The 15,243-nt window shown below is 63.4% G+C and carries 12 protein-coding genes and 2 pseudogenes; 7 read left to right on the top strand and 7 right to left on the bottom strand.

Going from position 1 to position 15,243, the window contains the following annotated elements; all coding sequences use genetic code 11:
* Positions 1 to 12: 12 nt before the first annotated feature.
* Positions 13 to 819 carry an N-formylmaleamate deformylase gene (nicD, locus tag V6093_RS08410; RefSeq protein ID WP_047604720.1) on the bottom strand — a complete coding sequence of 269 codons (807 nt, stop codon included), beginning with the start codon at positions 817 to 819 and terminating at the stop codon, positions 13 to 15.
* Entirely contained in the window at positions 816 to 1,964 is a 1,149-nt protein-coding gene (nicC, locus tag V6093_RS08415) for a 6-hydroxynicotinate 3-monooxygenase (RefSeq protein WP_108078820.1), read from the bottom strand. The genes nicD and nicC overlap by 4 nt, the downstream gene beginning before the upstream one ends.
* A 321-nt stretch (positions 1,965 to 2,285) precedes the next feature.
* Between nicC and V6093_RS08420 the strand changes: the two genes are divergently transcribed.
* The 4 genes from V6093_RS08420 to V6093_RS08435 all read left to right on the top strand — a co-directional run bounded on the left by V6093_RS08420 (position 2,286) and on the right by V6093_RS08435 (position 8,908).
* Positions 2,286 to 3,338: a 2,5-dihydroxypyridine 5,6-dioxygenase gene (locus V6093_RS08420; RefSeq protein ID WP_028699472.1), complete on the top strand. Its 1,053-nt coding sequence runs from the start codon at positions 2,286 to 2,288 to the stop codon at positions 3,336 to 3,338.
* 70 nt (positions 3,339 to 3,408) lie between these two features.
* Positions 3,409 to 3,885: a MarR family winged helix-turn-helix transcriptional regulator gene (locus V6093_RS08425; protein WP_003251120.1), complete on the top strand. Its 477-nt coding sequence runs from the start codon at positions 3,409 to 3,411 to the stop codon at positions 3,883 to 3,885.
* Positions 3,886 to 4,874: 989 nt separating this feature from the next.
* Positions 4,875 to 5,348, top strand: a complete 474-nt coding sequence (locus V6093_RS08430; RefSeq protein WP_004577303.1) for a (2Fe-2S)-binding protein — start codon at positions 4,875 to 4,877, stop codon at positions 5,346 to 5,348.
* Positions 5,345 to 8,908, top strand: coding sequence for a molybdopterin cofactor-binding domain-containing protein (locus tag V6093_RS08435; RefSeq protein WP_179053594.1), 3,564 nt, complete (start codon positions 5,345 to 5,347; stop codon positions 8,906 to 8,908). Before V6093_RS08430 ends, V6093_RS08435 begins: the two co-directional genes overlap by 4 nt.
* A 3-nt stretch (positions 8,909 to 8,911) precedes the next feature.
* Here the strand turns inward: V6093_RS08435 and V6093_RS08440 are convergent, their stop codons facing one another.
* Positions 8,912 to 9,550 carry a TetR family transcriptional regulator gene (locus V6093_RS08440; RefSeq protein ID WP_014590411.1) on the bottom strand — a complete coding sequence of 213 codons (639 nt, stop codon included), beginning with the start codon at positions 9,548 to 9,550 and terminating at the stop codon, positions 8,912 to 8,914.
* Between the two features lie 71 nt (positions 9,551 to 9,621).
* Between V6093_RS08440 and V6093_RS08445 the strand changes: the two are divergent.
* Positions 9,622 to 10,029, top strand: a pseudogene (locus V6093_RS08445) (XdhC family protein); the annotation flags it as partial.
* 90 nt (positions 10,030 to 10,119) lie between these two features.
* Positions 10,120 to 10,245, top strand: a pseudogene (locus tag V6093_RS08450) (LysR family transcriptional regulator); the annotation flags it as partial.
* On the opposite strand, the gene V6093_RS08455 reads toward V6093_RS08450, so the two are convergent.
* Entirely contained in the window at positions 10,205 to 10,933 is a 729-nt protein-coding gene (locus tag V6093_RS08455) for a FadR/GntR family transcriptional regulator (RefSeq protein WP_144000304.1), read from the bottom strand. The pseudogene V6093_RS08450 and the gene V6093_RS08455 sit on opposite strands and share 41 nt — an antisense overlap.
* 96 nt (positions 10,934 to 11,029) lie before the next feature.
* On the opposite strand from V6093_RS08455, the gene V6093_RS08460 reads away from it, so the two are divergent.
* Complete coding sequence (locus V6093_RS08460) at positions 11,030 to 11,776, top strand: FadR/GntR family transcriptional regulator (protein WP_012051868.1); 747 nt, start codon at positions 11,030 to 11,032, stop codon at positions 11,774 to 11,776.
* Here the strand turns inward: V6093_RS08460 and V6093_RS08465 are convergent.
* The 3 genes from V6093_RS08465 to V6093_RS08475 are packed head-to-tail and all read right to left on the bottom strand — an operon-like array spanning position 11,761 to position 15,237.
* Entirely contained in the window at positions 11,761 to 13,581 is a 1,821-nt protein-coding gene (locus V6093_RS08465) for a glycosyl hydrolase family 28 protein (RefSeq protein WP_014590408.1), read from the bottom strand. The genes V6093_RS08460 and V6093_RS08465 overlap by 16 nt on opposite strands.
* 28 nt (positions 13,582 to 13,609) lie before the next feature.
* Positions 13,610 to 14,386 carry an ABC transporter ATP-binding protein gene (locus V6093_RS08470; protein WP_014590407.1) on the bottom strand — a complete coding sequence of 259 codons (777 nt, stop codon included), beginning with the start codon at positions 14,384 to 14,386 and terminating at the stop codon, positions 13,610 to 13,612.
* An 11-nt stretch (positions 14,387 to 14,397) separates the two neighbouring features.
* Positions 14,398 to 15,237: an ABC transporter ATP-binding protein gene (locus V6093_RS08475; protein ID WP_012051865.1), complete on the bottom strand. Its 840-nt coding sequence runs from the start codon at positions 15,235 to 15,237 to the stop codon at positions 14,398 to 14,400.
* Between the last annotated feature and the right edge of the window lie 6 nt (positions 15,238 to 15,243).

Here is a 15,243-nt window from a genome sequence, read left to right on the forward strand (position 1 = left end):
TCTCGTGCTCCGTCAGACGAGGGGGTGGTCGAGGAAGTCGCCAAAGGCGGCGAAGAAACCGTCCAGGTCATCCCAGGGGATCATGTGGCCGGCGTTGCCCACGTACGCGACCTGGATATCCGGCTTGAGCTCGCGCATTTCAGCAATGTCACGGGGCTCGATCACTCCACCCCGCCCGGCCACCATCAGCAATGCCGGCTGGCGCACCGCGGGCAGGTACTGGTGGATATCGACCTCGTGGAAATCATCGAAGGCCCGCACGATCGCCGGCTCGTAGCAGGTGTGCAGCCACTCGGCACGCAGGGCCAGCTGCTCGTCGCTCCAGGTGGCACAGAAGGCGCGCATGTCATCGCCGCTCATGCCAACCGTGGCTTGGCGGATCGAATCGACGTACCACGGCAACTTGCTCGGGTAGGCGCGGCGGCCCGGCCCGGACACCGGTGGGTCGACCAGCACCAGCCGCTGCAGTCCCGGTGCCCCTTGGGCGGCAGCGCGGATGGCAAAACGCGCCCCCATCGAGTGCCCGACCAGATGGTAGCCATCCAGGCCTAGCGCGGCGGCAAAGGCGGGAATATCCGCAGCACAAGCGTCGGTGCCGTAGTCCAGTTCGGGGCCGCTTGAAGACAAGCCGCGCCCGCGCACATCCAGCACATAGGTGTCGAAATACTGCCCAAGGCGCTCGGCGACAAAGCCCCAGGTGATCGCTGGGCTGGTGATGCCCGGCACCAGGATCAGCGCATGGCCCTTGCCGCCATAGCGCAGGTAATGCTGGCGGATGCCATTGGCGCTGACGTTACCACCAGCGACGAAGGTGCTCATGCCGCCTCCCCGCTTTTAAGCTGCTGCCCATAGAGGTCGTAGCCGTAAACCCAGGCTGGGTCTTCCTGGGTGTAGAGCCAGGTGTTGGCGTTGGATACCGATTGCACCTGCGATGCCCGCTCTTTACGGTTGGCCTCGTAGAGGGAGAACGCCGTGCGGTGGTCCGACAACCCGGTCTCCTGCAGGCAGCGGGTCAGCATGGCCGCGTCCTCGATGGCCATGCACGCGCCCTGGGCCATGTGCGGCTTCATCGGGTGGCAGGCGTCGCCCAGCAGCACCAGGCGGCCACGGCTCCACAACGGCAACGGGTTGCGGTTGCGCAGCGGCCACTTGGTAATCGATTCGGTAGCGTCGATCAGCTTCTGTACGGTGGGGTGGTAGCCTTCGAAGGCTGCGCGCATTTCTTCCTGGCTGCTGTCGACGAACGCACCCTGGAAGTCCCAGGCTTCATGTGGCACGCCGGTGACGAAGTAATACTCGTCGCGCTTGCCGGTGGTGTAGTAGACCATCATGTGGCGGTCTTCGGACCACCATTTGACGCAGGGCTCGAACACATCGGCATGCGGTGCCAGGTTCACCCCGCGAATCAGTGCACGGTGCGCGACCCAGCCGCTGTAGATCGGCGCTTCAGCCCCCAGCAACGCTTCACGGATCTTCGAGTGGATGCCGTCGGCCCCAATGACGATGTCGGCCACGGTGTGGGTGCCATCGGCAAAGTCCAGGCGCACCCGATCACCTTCGTCGACGATCTTTTCCAGGCGCTTGCCGAAGTGCACGGTGCCCGGCTGGATGGCCTCGATCTGCAGGGCGTGCAGGTCGCCACGGTGGATGGTGATGTAAGCGGCGCCGTATTCGCGGCGGGCAAACTCGCCCAGCGGAATGCGCGACAGGTAATCACCGGTATTGCCGTCGCGGCTGAACCAGAAGTCCGGGTGCGAGCCCATCAGCTCCAGCTTCTGCTCCAGCCCCATGCGGCGGAAGATTTTCATCACGTTAGGGCCGATATGAATGCCCGCGCCCAGGCGGGTGAACGCCGGAGCCTGTTCGAATACCTCGACATCGAACCCGGCCTGTTGCAGCAATGTGGCGGCGGCTGCCCCACCCAGACCTGCACCGACGATTGCGATTTTCTGCCTACCCCGCATGGGTATGTCTCCTCTTGTTCTGATAGGTGGCCAGCGGCTCAACCGCCTGACGATTTAGAGCGTATACGCTACAAATGACCTTTGAAAAGAGTCTGCCGAAAATATTTTTCAAACAGCTGATCGAAACGACACCCGGCTGATTGTTACCGCAAATACTGGCCAATGTGTGGATATGTAACGTTTGAACAGATAACTTGCGCTCGCTGGCAGGATGCGTTTTCATCTGCACAAGTAGGGTGTACACACTATTATTTTGCACCGAGATGAAGCACCAGGCACTGCCATGGTGCGCCCCTGTCAACGCCACCCAGGAGAACCCCGATGCCGGTGAGCAATGCACAACTGACCCAGATGTTCGAGCACGTACTGAAGCTGTCTCGCGTGGACGAAACGCAGAGCGTGGCCGTGCTCAAGAGCCACTACTCCGACCCGCGCACGGTCAACGCCGCCATGGAGGCCGCCCAGCGTTTGAAGGCCAAGGTGTATGCGGTAGAGCTGCCGGCGTTCAACCACCCGACCGCCATGGGCAACGACATGACGGCCTACTGCGGCGACACCGCGCTGACCGGCAACCTGGCGGCGCAGCGGGCGCTGGAAGCAGCCGACCTGATCGTCGACACCATGATGCTGCTGCACTCACCCGAGCAGGAGCAGATTCTCAAGACCGGCACGCGCATCCTGCTGGCCGTGGAGCCACCCGAGGTGCTGGCGCGCATGCTGCCGACCGAAGACGACAAACGCCGGGTGCTGGCTGCCGAAACCCTGTTGAAACAGGCGCGCAGCCTGCATGTGCGGTCCAAGGCCGGTAGCGACTTCCACGCCCCGCTCGGCCAGTACCCGGCCGTGACTGAGTACGGCTATGCCGACGAACCGGGGCGCTGGGACCACTGGCCCAGCGGCTTTCTGTTCACCTGGCCGAACGAGGACAGCGCCGAGGGCACGCTGGTGCTGGACGTGGGCGACATCATCCTGCCGTTCAAGAACTATTGCCGCGAGCGCATCACCCTGGAAATCGAAAAAGGCTTCATCACCGGCATACATGGCGGCTTCGAGGCCGAGTACCTGCGTGACTACATGAAGTACTTCAACGACCCCGAGGTATACGGCATCTCGCACATAGGCTGGGGCCTGCAGCCGCGCGCGCAATGGACGGCCATGGGCCTGCACGACCGCAACGACGGCATGTGCATGGATGCCCGTGCGTTCTACGGCAACTTCCTGTTCTCCACTGGCCCCAACACCGAGGTCGGCGGCAAGCGCAAGACCCCGTGCCACCTGGACATCCCGCTGCGCAACTGCGATATCTACCTGGATGACAAGGCGGTAGTGCTGGCCGGCGACGTGGTTGCACCAGAGGAGTCGCGAGCGCGATAGGGGTTATACTGGCCGGGCGCTCCGCTATTGGCGGCCGGCCAGCCTCTTTCCACCCAGCCCAAGCCATCCTATGTCGAAAAAAACCACCCCCAGCAGCGCCCCGCTCGACAACACCCCCTACGACGTTACCGAACAGGTCGGGCACTTGCTGCGCAAGGCCTACCAGCGGCACACGGCGATTTTCCAGCAGCAGGCCTGCGACCCGCAGCTTACCTCGATCCAGTTCGTCACGCTGTGCGCCCTGCGCGACCACGGCCCCAGCTCCCAGGCTGAGCTGATCAAGGCCACCGCGGTGGACCAGGCAACCATCCGCGGCATCGTCGAGCGCCTGAAGGCCCGTGAGCTGGTGCAGCTTTCGCCAGACCCAGGCGACCGGCGCAAGGTCATCGTCGAACTCACCGAAAGCGGCGCGGCATTGCTCGATGCAATGATCCCCTGCGCCCGGCAGATCAGCGAACTGAGCATGGGCAGCCTGAATGCCGGCGAACGTGTAGCCATTTTGTACTTGCTGCGCAAGATGATCGACAGCGACGAAAACGCGGGCTGAAATTTGTTGTGACTGCCGCGGTGGTCGTCACAGATACGCGGCCTGAGAGATCGAGCGCCGCCCGCGCGGCGCATCGCGAGCAAGCTCGCTCACATTGGACACGCATCGGGGGTTGGGCGCAGGCCTTCGTAGGCGCAGGTTCACCCACGAATGGGCCGGGCCTGCTGGCCAATTTCCACCCGCCCTTCGCCGTTTCCGCCGCCACCGTATTCGCGGGTAAACCCGCTCCTACACACGCATCGGGGGTTCGGCACAGGCCGTCGTAGGCGCGGGTTTACCCGCGAAAGGGCCGGGCCTGCCAGCCAATTTCCACCGGCCGCTCACCGTTGCCGCCGCCACCGTATTCGCGGGTAAACCCGCTCCTACACACGCATCGGGGGTTCGGCACAGGCCGTCGTAGGCGCGGGTTCACCCACGAATGGGCCGGGCCTGCTGGCCAATTTACACTTGCCGTTCACCGTTGCCGTCGCCACCGTATTCGCGGGTAAACCCGCTCCTACACACACATCGGTGGTTGGGCACAGGTCGTCGTAGGAGCGGGTTTACCCGCGAATGGGCCGGGCCTGCTGGCCAATTTACACTTGCCGTTCACCGTTGCCGTCGCCACCGTATTCGCGGGTAAACCCGCTCCTACACACACATCGGTGGTTGGGTAAAGGTCGTCGTAGGAGCGGGTTTACCCGCGAATGGGCCGGGCCTGCTGGCCAATCTCCACCCGCCGATCACCGTTGCCGCCGCTACCGTATTCGCGGGTAAACCCGCTCCTACACACACGCATCGGGGGTTCGGCACAGCGCGATGCGCCGCGCGGGCGGCGCTCGATTTCCCAGACGCCGACAATCTTCCTCCCTGCCCCCCACCACAGCGCTCTGCAAATTCATCTCTGGCCTGCTTCTTGCTCACTCATTTCATGTAGTGAGTACTTACCGAAACGCTCGCGTCATTTGAGTCCTTTGGTAGCGCAAGCAACCTCCAGAGATGAGCCAATAATGCAAACAACCATCTCCCTGCAGGTCAACGGCCAGCCCGTCGAAGTCAGCGCCATGCCTGACACCCCGCTGCTGCTGATCCTGCGCAACGACCTGTGCCTGAACGGCCCCAAGTACGGCTGCGGCCTGGGCGAGTGTGGGGCGTGTACGGTGATCATCGATGGCGTGGCCGCCCGCTCCTGCGTCATCCCCTTGGCCGGCGCCGCCGGCCGCGATATCACCACCCTCGAAGGGCTGGGCTGCAAGGCCGCGCCGCACCCGGTGCAACAGGCGTTCATCGACGAGCAAGCGGCCCAGTGTGGTTACTGCATGAACGGCATGATCATGACCGCCAAGGCCCTGCTCGATCGCATTCCCGAGCCCAGCGACGAACAGATTCGCAATGAGCTGTCCGGCAACCTGTGCCGCTGCGGCACCCACGTCGAAATCCTGCGCGCCGTGCGCCGCGCTGCCGAGACCCGGAGAAAGCCATGAACCACTCACAACAGGTGCCCAGCCGCGACCAAATGCTGGCCAAGACCGGCGTGTTGCTGATCGTCGACCAGATCACCCCACCCTCAGGCCCTGTGGCCAAGGGCGTGACACCTGCAGTCAAGGAACGTGAGCTGGCGCTGTTCATCGCGGTCAGCGACGACGGCATGGTCTACGCCTTCAATGGCCATGTCGACCTGGGCACTGGTATCCGCACCTCGCTGGCGCAGATCGTCGCCGAAGAGCTGGACGTGCGCATGGACCAGGTGCACATGGTGCTGGGCGACACCGAGCGGGCACCCAACCAGGGCGCGACCATTGCCAGCGCCACCCTGCAGATTTCCGCGGTACCGCTGCGCAAGGCCGCAGCCACAGCGCGACGCTATCTGTTGCAACAGGCCGCCCTACGCCTTGGCTGCCCGCCCGAAATGCTGCGCATTGAAGACGGCACGGTTATCGCCAGTAACGGCAGCACGCTGAGCTTTGCCGAACTGGTGCAAGGTGAGAACCTCCGGCTGCACATTGCCGACGACGCCCCGCTCAAGGCCATCGAGGACTACCGCCTGGTCGGGCGTAGCGCCGCACGGGTAGACATCCCTGGCAAGGCCACCGGCGAGCTGACCTATGTGCACGACATGCGCCTGCCCAACATGCTTCACGGTCGGGTCATCCGCCCACCCTATGCCGGCCATGACAGCGGCGACTTTGTCGGCAACAGCCTGCTGGCGGTGGATGAATCCTCCATCGCCCATCTACCCGGCGTGGTCGCCGTGGTGGTCATCCGCGACTTCGTCGGCGTGGTGGCAGAGCGCGAAGAGCAAGCCATCCGTGCAGCCCATGAGCTGAAAATCAGCTGGAAGCCATTCACAGGCAAGCTGCCCGACCTTAGCGATGTCGCCCAGGCCATCCGCGACAACCCGCGCGTGCAGCGAACCGTGCTGGACCAGGGCGATGTCGACAACGGCATCGCCAATGCCAGCCAGCGCCTGAGCCGCAGCTATCTGTGGCCCTACCAGCTGCACGCATCGATCGGCCCATCATGTGCGCTGGCCGACTTCACCGCAGGGCAGATCCGCGTGTGGTCAGGTACGCAGAACCCGCACCTGCTGCGCGCAGACCTGGCCTGGCTGCTGGCGTGCGACGAAGCACGCATCGAGATCATTCGCATGGAGGCAGCCGGCTGTTATGGCCGCAACTGCGCCGATGACGTGTGCGCCGACGCGGTGCTGCTGTCGCGTGCGGTGCAGCGCCCGGTGCGGGTGCAGCTGACCCGCGAACAGGAACACGTATGGGAGCCCAAGGGCACCGCGCAGCTGATGGAAATCGATGGCGGCCTGAACGCCGATGGCAGCGTGGCCGCCTATGACTTCCAGACCAGCTACCCGTCCAATGGCGCGCCCACCCTGGCCCTGCTGCTGACCGGTGCCGTGGAACCGGTGCCGGCGCTGTTCGAGATGGGCGATCGCACGTCGATCCCGCCTTACGATTACGAACACATGCGCGTCACCATCAATGACATGACGCCACTGGTGCGTGCCTCATGGATGCGGGGGGTGTCGGCCATGCCCAACAGCTTCGCCCATGAGTCGTACATTGATGAGCTGGCCTTCGCCGCTGGCGTCGACCCGGTCGAATATCGCCTCAAGCACCTGTCCGACCCGCGCGCCATCGACCTGGTCAAAGCCACCGCTGAACGCGCGCAATGGCAGCCACATACCCGGCCCATGCAGACACAGGCCGAAGGTGATGTGCTGCGCGGCCGGGGTTTTGCCTATGCGCGCTATATCCACAGTAAATTCCCCGGCTTCGGCGCGGCCTGGGCAGCCTGGGTGGCTGATGTCGCAGTGGACCGGCGCACAGGCGAAGTCGCCGTCACCCGTGTGGTGATTGGCCACGATGCCGGCATGATGGTCAACCCCGAGGGTGTGCGTCACCAGATCCACGGCAACGTCATCCAGTCCACCAGCCGGGCACTCAAGGAGCAGGTCAGCTTCGAAGAGTCGACGGTGGCGAGCAAGGAATGGGGCGGCTACCCGATCCTGACCTTCCCCGAGGTGCCAGCTATCGACGTAATGATGCTGCCGCGCCAGCACGAGCCGCCAATGGGCAGTGGCGAGTCAGCCTCGGTACCCAGCGCAGCGGCCATCGCCAATGCCATTTTCGACGCCACCGGCATTCGTTTTCGCGAGCTGCCGATCACTGCCGAACGCGTGCGCGCTGCGCTCGGTGGCGAAGGCCAAGGGCCAGATGCACCCGCGCCAGCGCAGCCGTCAACCAAGCGTTCGAAGTGGTGGTTCGGCTCGCTGGCCGGGGTGTTCGGCGCCGCATTGGGCATGCTTGCCACCGCCTTGCCCTGGCGCGCCGAAATCGCCCCGGTAACGCCACCTGGTGTCGGCAGCTGGAGCGCTGCCATGCTCGAGCGCGGGCGCCAGGTGGCGGCGGCCGGCGACTGCGCCGTGTGCCATACGGTCGGCGGCGGCAAGGTCAATGCTGGGGGGCTGGCAATGGATACGCCTTTTGGCACGTTGTACAGCACCAATATTACCCCCGACCCAGAAACCGGTATCGGCCGCTGGTCCTTCGCTGCCTTCGAGCGGGCCATGCGCGAAGGTATCAGCCGCGATGGCCGGCACCTGTACCCGGCGTTTCCCTACACCTCGTTTCGCAACATCAACGACGCCGACCTGCAAGCGCTGTATGCCTACCTGATGTCGCAAACCCCGGTACGCCAGGAAGCGCCCGCCAACCAGATGCGCTTCCCGTTCAACCAGCGGCCGCTGATGGCCGGTTGGAATGCGCTGTTTCTGCAACGCGGCGAATACCAGCCCGACCCGCAGCGCAGCGCGCAGTGGAACCGCGGTGCCTACCTGGTCGACGGCCTGGGCCACTGCACGGCCTGCCATTCGCCGCGCAACCTGATGGGCGCAGAAAAAGGCGGTAGCAGCTACCTTGCTGGCGGCATGGTCGATGGCTGGGAGGCCCCGGCCTTGAATGCCCTGGGCAAGTCATCGACGCCGTGGAGCGAAGACGAGTTGTTCAACTACCTCAGCACCGGCTTCTCCGAAAAACACGGCGTGGCGGCCGGCCCCATGGGCCCGGTGGTCAGTGAGCTTGCCACCCTGCCAAAAAGCGACGTGCGCGCTATCGCCCACTACCTCAGCGCCCTGGATGGCGAGCCGCAGGCACTGGCCGCCAATGCCGCGCCTCAGGTGGACTCGCCAGTGTCGCTGAGCAACGGCGAGCGGGTATTCAAAGGTGCATGCCTGGCCTGCCACAGTGATGGGCTGGGGCCGAAGCTGTTTGGCGTCAGCCCGTCGATGGCGGTCAACAGCAACGTCCATAGTGACCTGCCGGACAACCTGCTGCGCGTGGTGCTGCACGGCATTCCGACCCCGGCAACCCGCGACCTGGGCTACATGCCCGGTTTCAAGGACAGCCTGTCGGACCGCCAGGTAGCCGACCTCGCGGCCTACCTGCGCCATCGTTTTGCCGCCGACAAACCGGCCTGGCAAGGGCTGGCGTCCAAGGCTGCGCAGGTACGCGCCAACCCTGGCAGCCACTGAGGCTCAGCGGCGCAAGCCGCGCAGCGCAAGGTCACTGATGAAGGCCAGCCAATCGGCCTTGGCCTGCTTGTCCGCCAGGTCCACGGCCAGGAACGAGCTGAGCGTATGGCGGTTGGAGTTATAGAAATAGCAGAGCGAGGCAATCATCAGGTAGGCGTGGGTAATGCAGATATCGTCGCGGAACAGGCCCTTTACTTGTCCGGCCTCGATGATCGGCCGCAGCACGCCGACCGCCTCGCCGGACAGCGCCCTGAGGTTTTGCGACTTGCGCGCGTGCAAGCCCTGGTGAAGGTTTTCGGTGGCGAGGATGGTGACGAATTCGGGGTGACGCACATAATAGTCCCAGATGAATGCCACCAGTTCGCGCAGGGCCTGCTCAGGGTCGGCGAGGTCGAGGCGCAGCTTCGCTTCGGCCTGGTTGAAGCTGGCATAGATGTGCTCCAGCACACTGATGAACAGCTTTTCCTTGCTGCCGAAGTAGTAATAGATCATCCGGTCGTTGGACTTGGCCAGTGTGGAGATCTGCTCGATGCGCCCACCAGTGAAGCCTTCCTTGCTGAAGACCTTCACTGCGGCCTTGAGAATATTGTCCCGGGTGCGGTCGGCCTGCTGGGCGCGAACACCGGTTTTGCGAGTTTGCATGTCGGTCCCTGTGGGGCTGGCCAGATACCCAACACTGCCACAGACATTGAGCCATTGCGCGGCTTTTTCGACTGGGCTGCGAGGTCATCGCCTGCGACCCGCGCGAGGAGATGGCGCACGTCGTAATCGAGGGCGCACAGATGCATCGGGTGCTGCCTTCTCTGTTCATTGCTGCGGGTGGTTGCCATGCGGCTACCGCCATTGTGGCGCTGACGCATGATCCGAAAATCGATGACCTGGCATTGATGGAGGCGGTGAATACCCCAGCGTTCTATATAGGCGCCATGGGTTCGGCGGCCACGTCAGCCCGTCGCGCCGAGCGGCTGCAGCGGATTGGCGGGCTGACCGACAAGCAGATAGAACGGCTGCACATGCCTATTGGGCTGGACCTGGGCAGCAAGGCGCCAGCGGAGATCGCGCTGGCGGTGATGGCGGATGTGCTGCGGGTGTATCGGGGCAAGGCGCGGGATGCGCTGTGAGGTTAGCCACCGCCCCAAGCCATCAAGCAGCCTGCGCCTGCCCCGCCAACTGCCGGGCACGGTTCAGTTCGCCCTGCAAATCATCGCTTACTGCCGCCACCCGTGAAGTTGCCGAACATCGAGATCAACCTGTTCTGGCACAGACGGTACATCAAGGACCCGGCCAACCGATGGCTCAGGCAATTGATGTTCGATCTGTTTTCGGACACTCGCTGACCGCGCGCTGGGCACGTGTCAGGCAGTTGACCAAGTGCAGCCGCATGGCAGCGCGGGCAGCACCGGCATCCTTGCGGGTAATCGCGGCATGCACTTGCTCACGCTCCCGCGCCTCCAGTGCCCGTTGCTCGGCATCGCCACCTGGCACTGCTTGCTGGGCCGCAGCCAACAAGGTATGCCCAAGATGGGTCATGGTGTCGATGAAAAAGCTGTTGCCCGTGCATTGGGCTATCTGCAGGTGAAACTCGAAGTCGGTACGCATGCAGGGTGCAGACTGCGTAGCGACACTCCCATCCAGCGCCGCCCGCATGGCAGCCAGTTGCTCTGGGGTGGCACGCTGGGCAGCAATGGCAGCCGCCTCGACTTCAAGGCAAAGCCGCAGCTCGATGATCGCCACCTCGTTGTATGCGCCCCCCATTCCAGGGTTGGCACTCTGGAAGTCACCTGCCGGGATGGCGTCTACAACAAAGGTGCCGATACCACGGCGGGTTTCTACCAGGCCTTCGGCCTGCAACCGTGACATGGCTTCGCGCACCACGGTACGGCTTACGCCACGCGCTTTGGTCACGGCTTCTTCAGTGGGCAATTTGCTTCCCGCTGGCAATTCGCCCGAGAGAATCTGCTGCGACAGGTCATGCACCAGTTGCTGGGCGAGATTCAGGCGTTTTTCCGGGGTGGCAGAAGCCATTGGGCGAACCTTTGCTAAGCGGAAGATCCCGGAGTATACCCGCTGCCCGGGGCCAAAACGCACTATACTGCCCGCTGCCAACACAAGAGCACAGTAATGCCGAACCCGACCGCCAGCCCCCCTCAACAGCCTCGCCGCCTGGCCGAAGCACTGGTCGAGCGCTTCGCCCAACGCATGCGTGAGGGCACGCTCAAGCGTGGTGACAAGCTGCCGACCGAAGCCACACTGATCGAAACCGAAGGCGTCAGCCGCTCGGTAGTACGCGAAGCGTTGTCGCGCATGCAGGCAGCGGGCCTGGTCGAGACCCGCCACGGCGTGGGCACCTTCGTGCTGGACATGCCGGCACCGGAGAGCTTCAACGTGGGGCCGGCAACCATCAGCCTGCTGTCCGATGTGCTCGACCTGCTGGAATACCGCCTAAGCCTGGAAGTGCAAGCCGCCGGCATGGCCGCCGAACGGGCCACGCCACAGGCACTCGAAGAACTGCAACAAGCCTTGGAAGCCCTGATGCAAGGCCCGGAAAAATCCGGCAGCACGACCAACGCCGACTTCCAGTTCCACCTGAAAATTGCCAAGGCCGCGGGTAACCAGTACCTGATCGATATCATGAAGCACCTGGGCACCAAGATGATCCCCCGCACGCGCATGAACTCTGCCTATACCGGGCAGAGCAACCGCAGTACCTACCTGGCCGGTATCAATGCCGAACATCAGCAGATCTACGACGCCATCGCCAGCCGCCAGGTGGATGCGGCGCGCGCCGCCATGTACCTGCACCTGAGCAACAGCCGTATGCGCCTGCGTGAGGCGCAACGGCTACAGGCATTCTACAGCGAGGCCTGAGGCCCCGGCGCGGGCTCTACGTCCGTATAGACAAGCCCTTGGCTGCCCTGCACCTGCCAAGGGTTGGCACCCCCGGTGTCGGTGAAGCGAAGCCCGTCGAAACGCGAATCCTTGAGGCCATCGATCTTCACCGGGGCTGGCCCGCGAAAGCGCACTCGTTCAAACACCAGGCCCTGATGCCAGGCGCCATGGCTGCTATCGCCCTTGACCTCGATGGCAGCGGTGCGGGCGTTTTCCACGCTTACGTCGCTGACCGTGATATCCCGGAACTGCCCCGCCACCGCCGAGCGCTTGTAATCGAGCTTGGCATTCGGGTCGTTGTAATCCAGGGTGAAGATGAAGGCCTGTTTTGCCGTGTTGCGGATGGCCGAATCACGGAAAGTGACGTGGCGTGCGCCGCCGCCCATGAAGTTGGTGCTTTTCATGCGCAGCCCGGCATCGGTGCCATCGGAGACGTTGTCCTCGGCCAGGATGTTCTGAATCCACGCGCCGGTATGGCTGCCCGCCACGACCATCCCATGGCCTTTGCGGAAATAGTTGTTGAAGATCCAGGCCTCCTCCTGCGCCTTCTGGTGGACCGCATCCGCCCCAGTGCCGGCGGCGAAGTTGACGCAGTCGTCTCCGGTGTCGAAGAAGTTGTTGAACACCAGGGCGCCGCGGCTGTTGGCAAACTCGATACCGTCGCCGTTGTTGGCGTCGTAGGTACGGTGCGTGGTGTTAGCCAGCACCACATTCTGCGTCTCCAGGTTCATGATGCCGTGGTAGGCCGGGTTGACCACCGTGAAGCCACCATAGAACACGTTTTTCACATTGCGCAGGGTAATCAGCGAGGAACGCATCTGACCGTAGGCGTCCTTGACGTTCATGCCCTCGGCCACCGCCCGCTCCACCTGAGCCTTGGCCAGCACGCCATCGTGCATGTAGCGGCTGTTGTCGCTGGGCAGGTAGAAGGGCAAGGCTTGCCCGCGCTCGTCGAGCACATCCGGGTTACGCTTCCAGCCATTGCCGTCGATGGTGCCCTTGCCGACGATGCGGATATTCTCGAAGGCCTGATGCGCACGCGGGTCGCGCGGCAAGGCATTGATCAGCGAGGCCGGACGCACGGTGGTGGAATACGGGTACTGGATATAGCCCTGGCGCGGGTAGTCCTCGGCACGCTCGGAACCTAACAGGGTAGCGCCCTCGGCGATTTCCAGGGTCATGTCGCTCTTGAGGTAAAGCGCCCCGCTCTTGTACGTGCCGGCAGGCAGCAACACCTTGCAGCCCTTGCTGCAAGCATCGATGGCACGCTGAATGGCAGCCGTGTCGAGCGCCTTGCCATCGCCCTTGGCACCGTAGCGCTGCACGTTGAACAGCGCCGGTATGGCCGTGGTTCGCTGCACAACCACGGGGCTGTCAGCAGACTCCTTGCCATTGCGATCGACCGAGCGCACGGTGAAGTGGTACTCGGTATCGGGGGCAAGCCCTTGGGCGGTGAAGCTGTGAATGGCGATGCGGTGGTGGAAGTTGTGCAGGTCCTGCTCGTAAAACCGGTCGATGTACGGTTTGGCCGGTGACACCTGCTCGTTGTTGGCGTTGCTTGCACCCAGCAACCGGCCATTGGCGTACACGTGGTAGTCGACGATCTCGGCATGGCTGGCGGGCTTTTCCCATACCAGGATGATCTGCCGGTCGTCGTAGGCCAGCGTCGGCACCTGGACCTTTGCAGGTGCCTCTACGGCCCACAGCGGCAAGCTGCTGCCCATGGCCAGGGCAACCACGGCAGCACGCACCAGCGAAGCGGGCGCAAGGTTGGCATTCGGCATCTTCTTATCTTCCTTGTAATTGCCGGGTTCAGGCCGACATGGCCGGGGCACGATCTGCGCTGAAGTCACGGCTGGCTTGCACCAGCATTCGTGTGTAATCGTGGGTGGCCTGGTCCTGGCTCAGTGCCCGGCAGTCCAGTTGCTCGACGATACGCCCCTGCTGCATCACCGCGACCTTGTCACACAGATGGCTGACCACACCCAGGTCGTGCGTCACCATCAGGTAGGTGAGCTTCTCGCGCTGACGCAGGTCGGACAACAGGTTGAGAATTTCTGCCTGCACCGACACATCCAGCGCCGACGTGGGCTCATCGAGCAACAGCACCCTAGGCTCAAGAATCAACGCCCGGGCGATAGCCACGCGCTGACGCTGGCCACCGGACAGCTGGTGCGGGTAGCGGTAACGGTAGCTGTCGTTGAGACCTACCTTGACGAGGATGTCGTTGATGCGATCGTTGCGCTCATCCATGCCGTGGATCACCAGCGGCTCGCGCAGTGCAGTGTCGATGGTATGGCGCGGGTGCAGCGAACCATAGGGGTCCTGGAACACCATCTGCACCTTGCGAAAGTGCTCCTTGGGGAGCTTGTGTTGCAACGGCACGCCGTCAATGCTCAGGGCTCCGCTCCAGTGCCGGTACTGGCCGGCCAGGCAGCGCAATACCGTGGTCTTGCCAGAGCCGGACTCCCCCACCAGGCCAAATGACTCGCCATCTTCGACACTCAGGTCGACATTGTGCAGCACCTGGTTGAGCGTGGCGCCAACGCCAAAGCTAAGGTTCAATGCGTGTGCTTGGATCATGGACATGGTCAGTTACCTCAGCAGGAGAGCCACAGTGGGTCGCGTTGCAACACGGGCAAACGCGGGCGGCGGTTGTCCATGCTTGGCAAAGCGGCCAGCAGGCCTCGGGTGTAGGGATGTTCGGCACGGTGCAGGTCACTGGCAGCCAGCGACTCCACCACGCGCCCGGCATACATCACCAGCACCCGGTCACAGTAATTGCGCACCAGGTTCAGGTCGTGGCTAACGAAGATCAGCCCCATCTGCTGCTCCACCACCAGCTCTTCGAGCACGTTGAGCACCTGCTGGCGCACCGAAACATCCAGCGCCGAGGTCGGCTCGTCAGCGATGATCACTTCCGGGCTGGTGATGACCATCATCGCGATCATGATGCGCTGGCCCATGCCGCCGCTCACCTCATGCGGATAAAGATCGTAGACGCGCTTCGGGTCGCGGATATGCACCTTGTCGAGCATCTGCAGCACCCGCTCACGGGCGTCGTTGCGGCTGGCCTTGTGGTGCGCCAGGTACGCCTCGGCAATCTGGTCACCCACCCGCACCACCGGGTTGAGCGAATACTTGGGGTCTTGCATGATCATCGAGATGCGCTGGCCGCGAATTTTCTGCATGGTCTTTTCGCTGGCACTGAGCAGGTCGACATCGCCGAACTGCAGGGCCTTTGCGGTGATCTGCGCGCTGCCGGGGTGCAGCTTGAGCAAGCTGCGGCCCACGGTGGACTTGCCCGAACCGGACTCACCCACGATGGCGAGCTTTTCCCGGCCCAGGGTGAAGGACACATCACGCACCGCGTGCATCACTTTCTTGCCGTTGACGAAGCGCACATTGAGCGATTCGACATTGAGTTTGACTGCTGACATAAAGCC

This window comes from Pseudomonas putida group bacterium ESBL64 (assembly GCF_045277175.1).
Classification (GTDB): Bacteria; Pseudomonadota; Gammaproteobacteria; order Pseudomonadales; family Pseudomonadaceae; genus Aquipseudomonas; species Aquipseudomonas alloputida.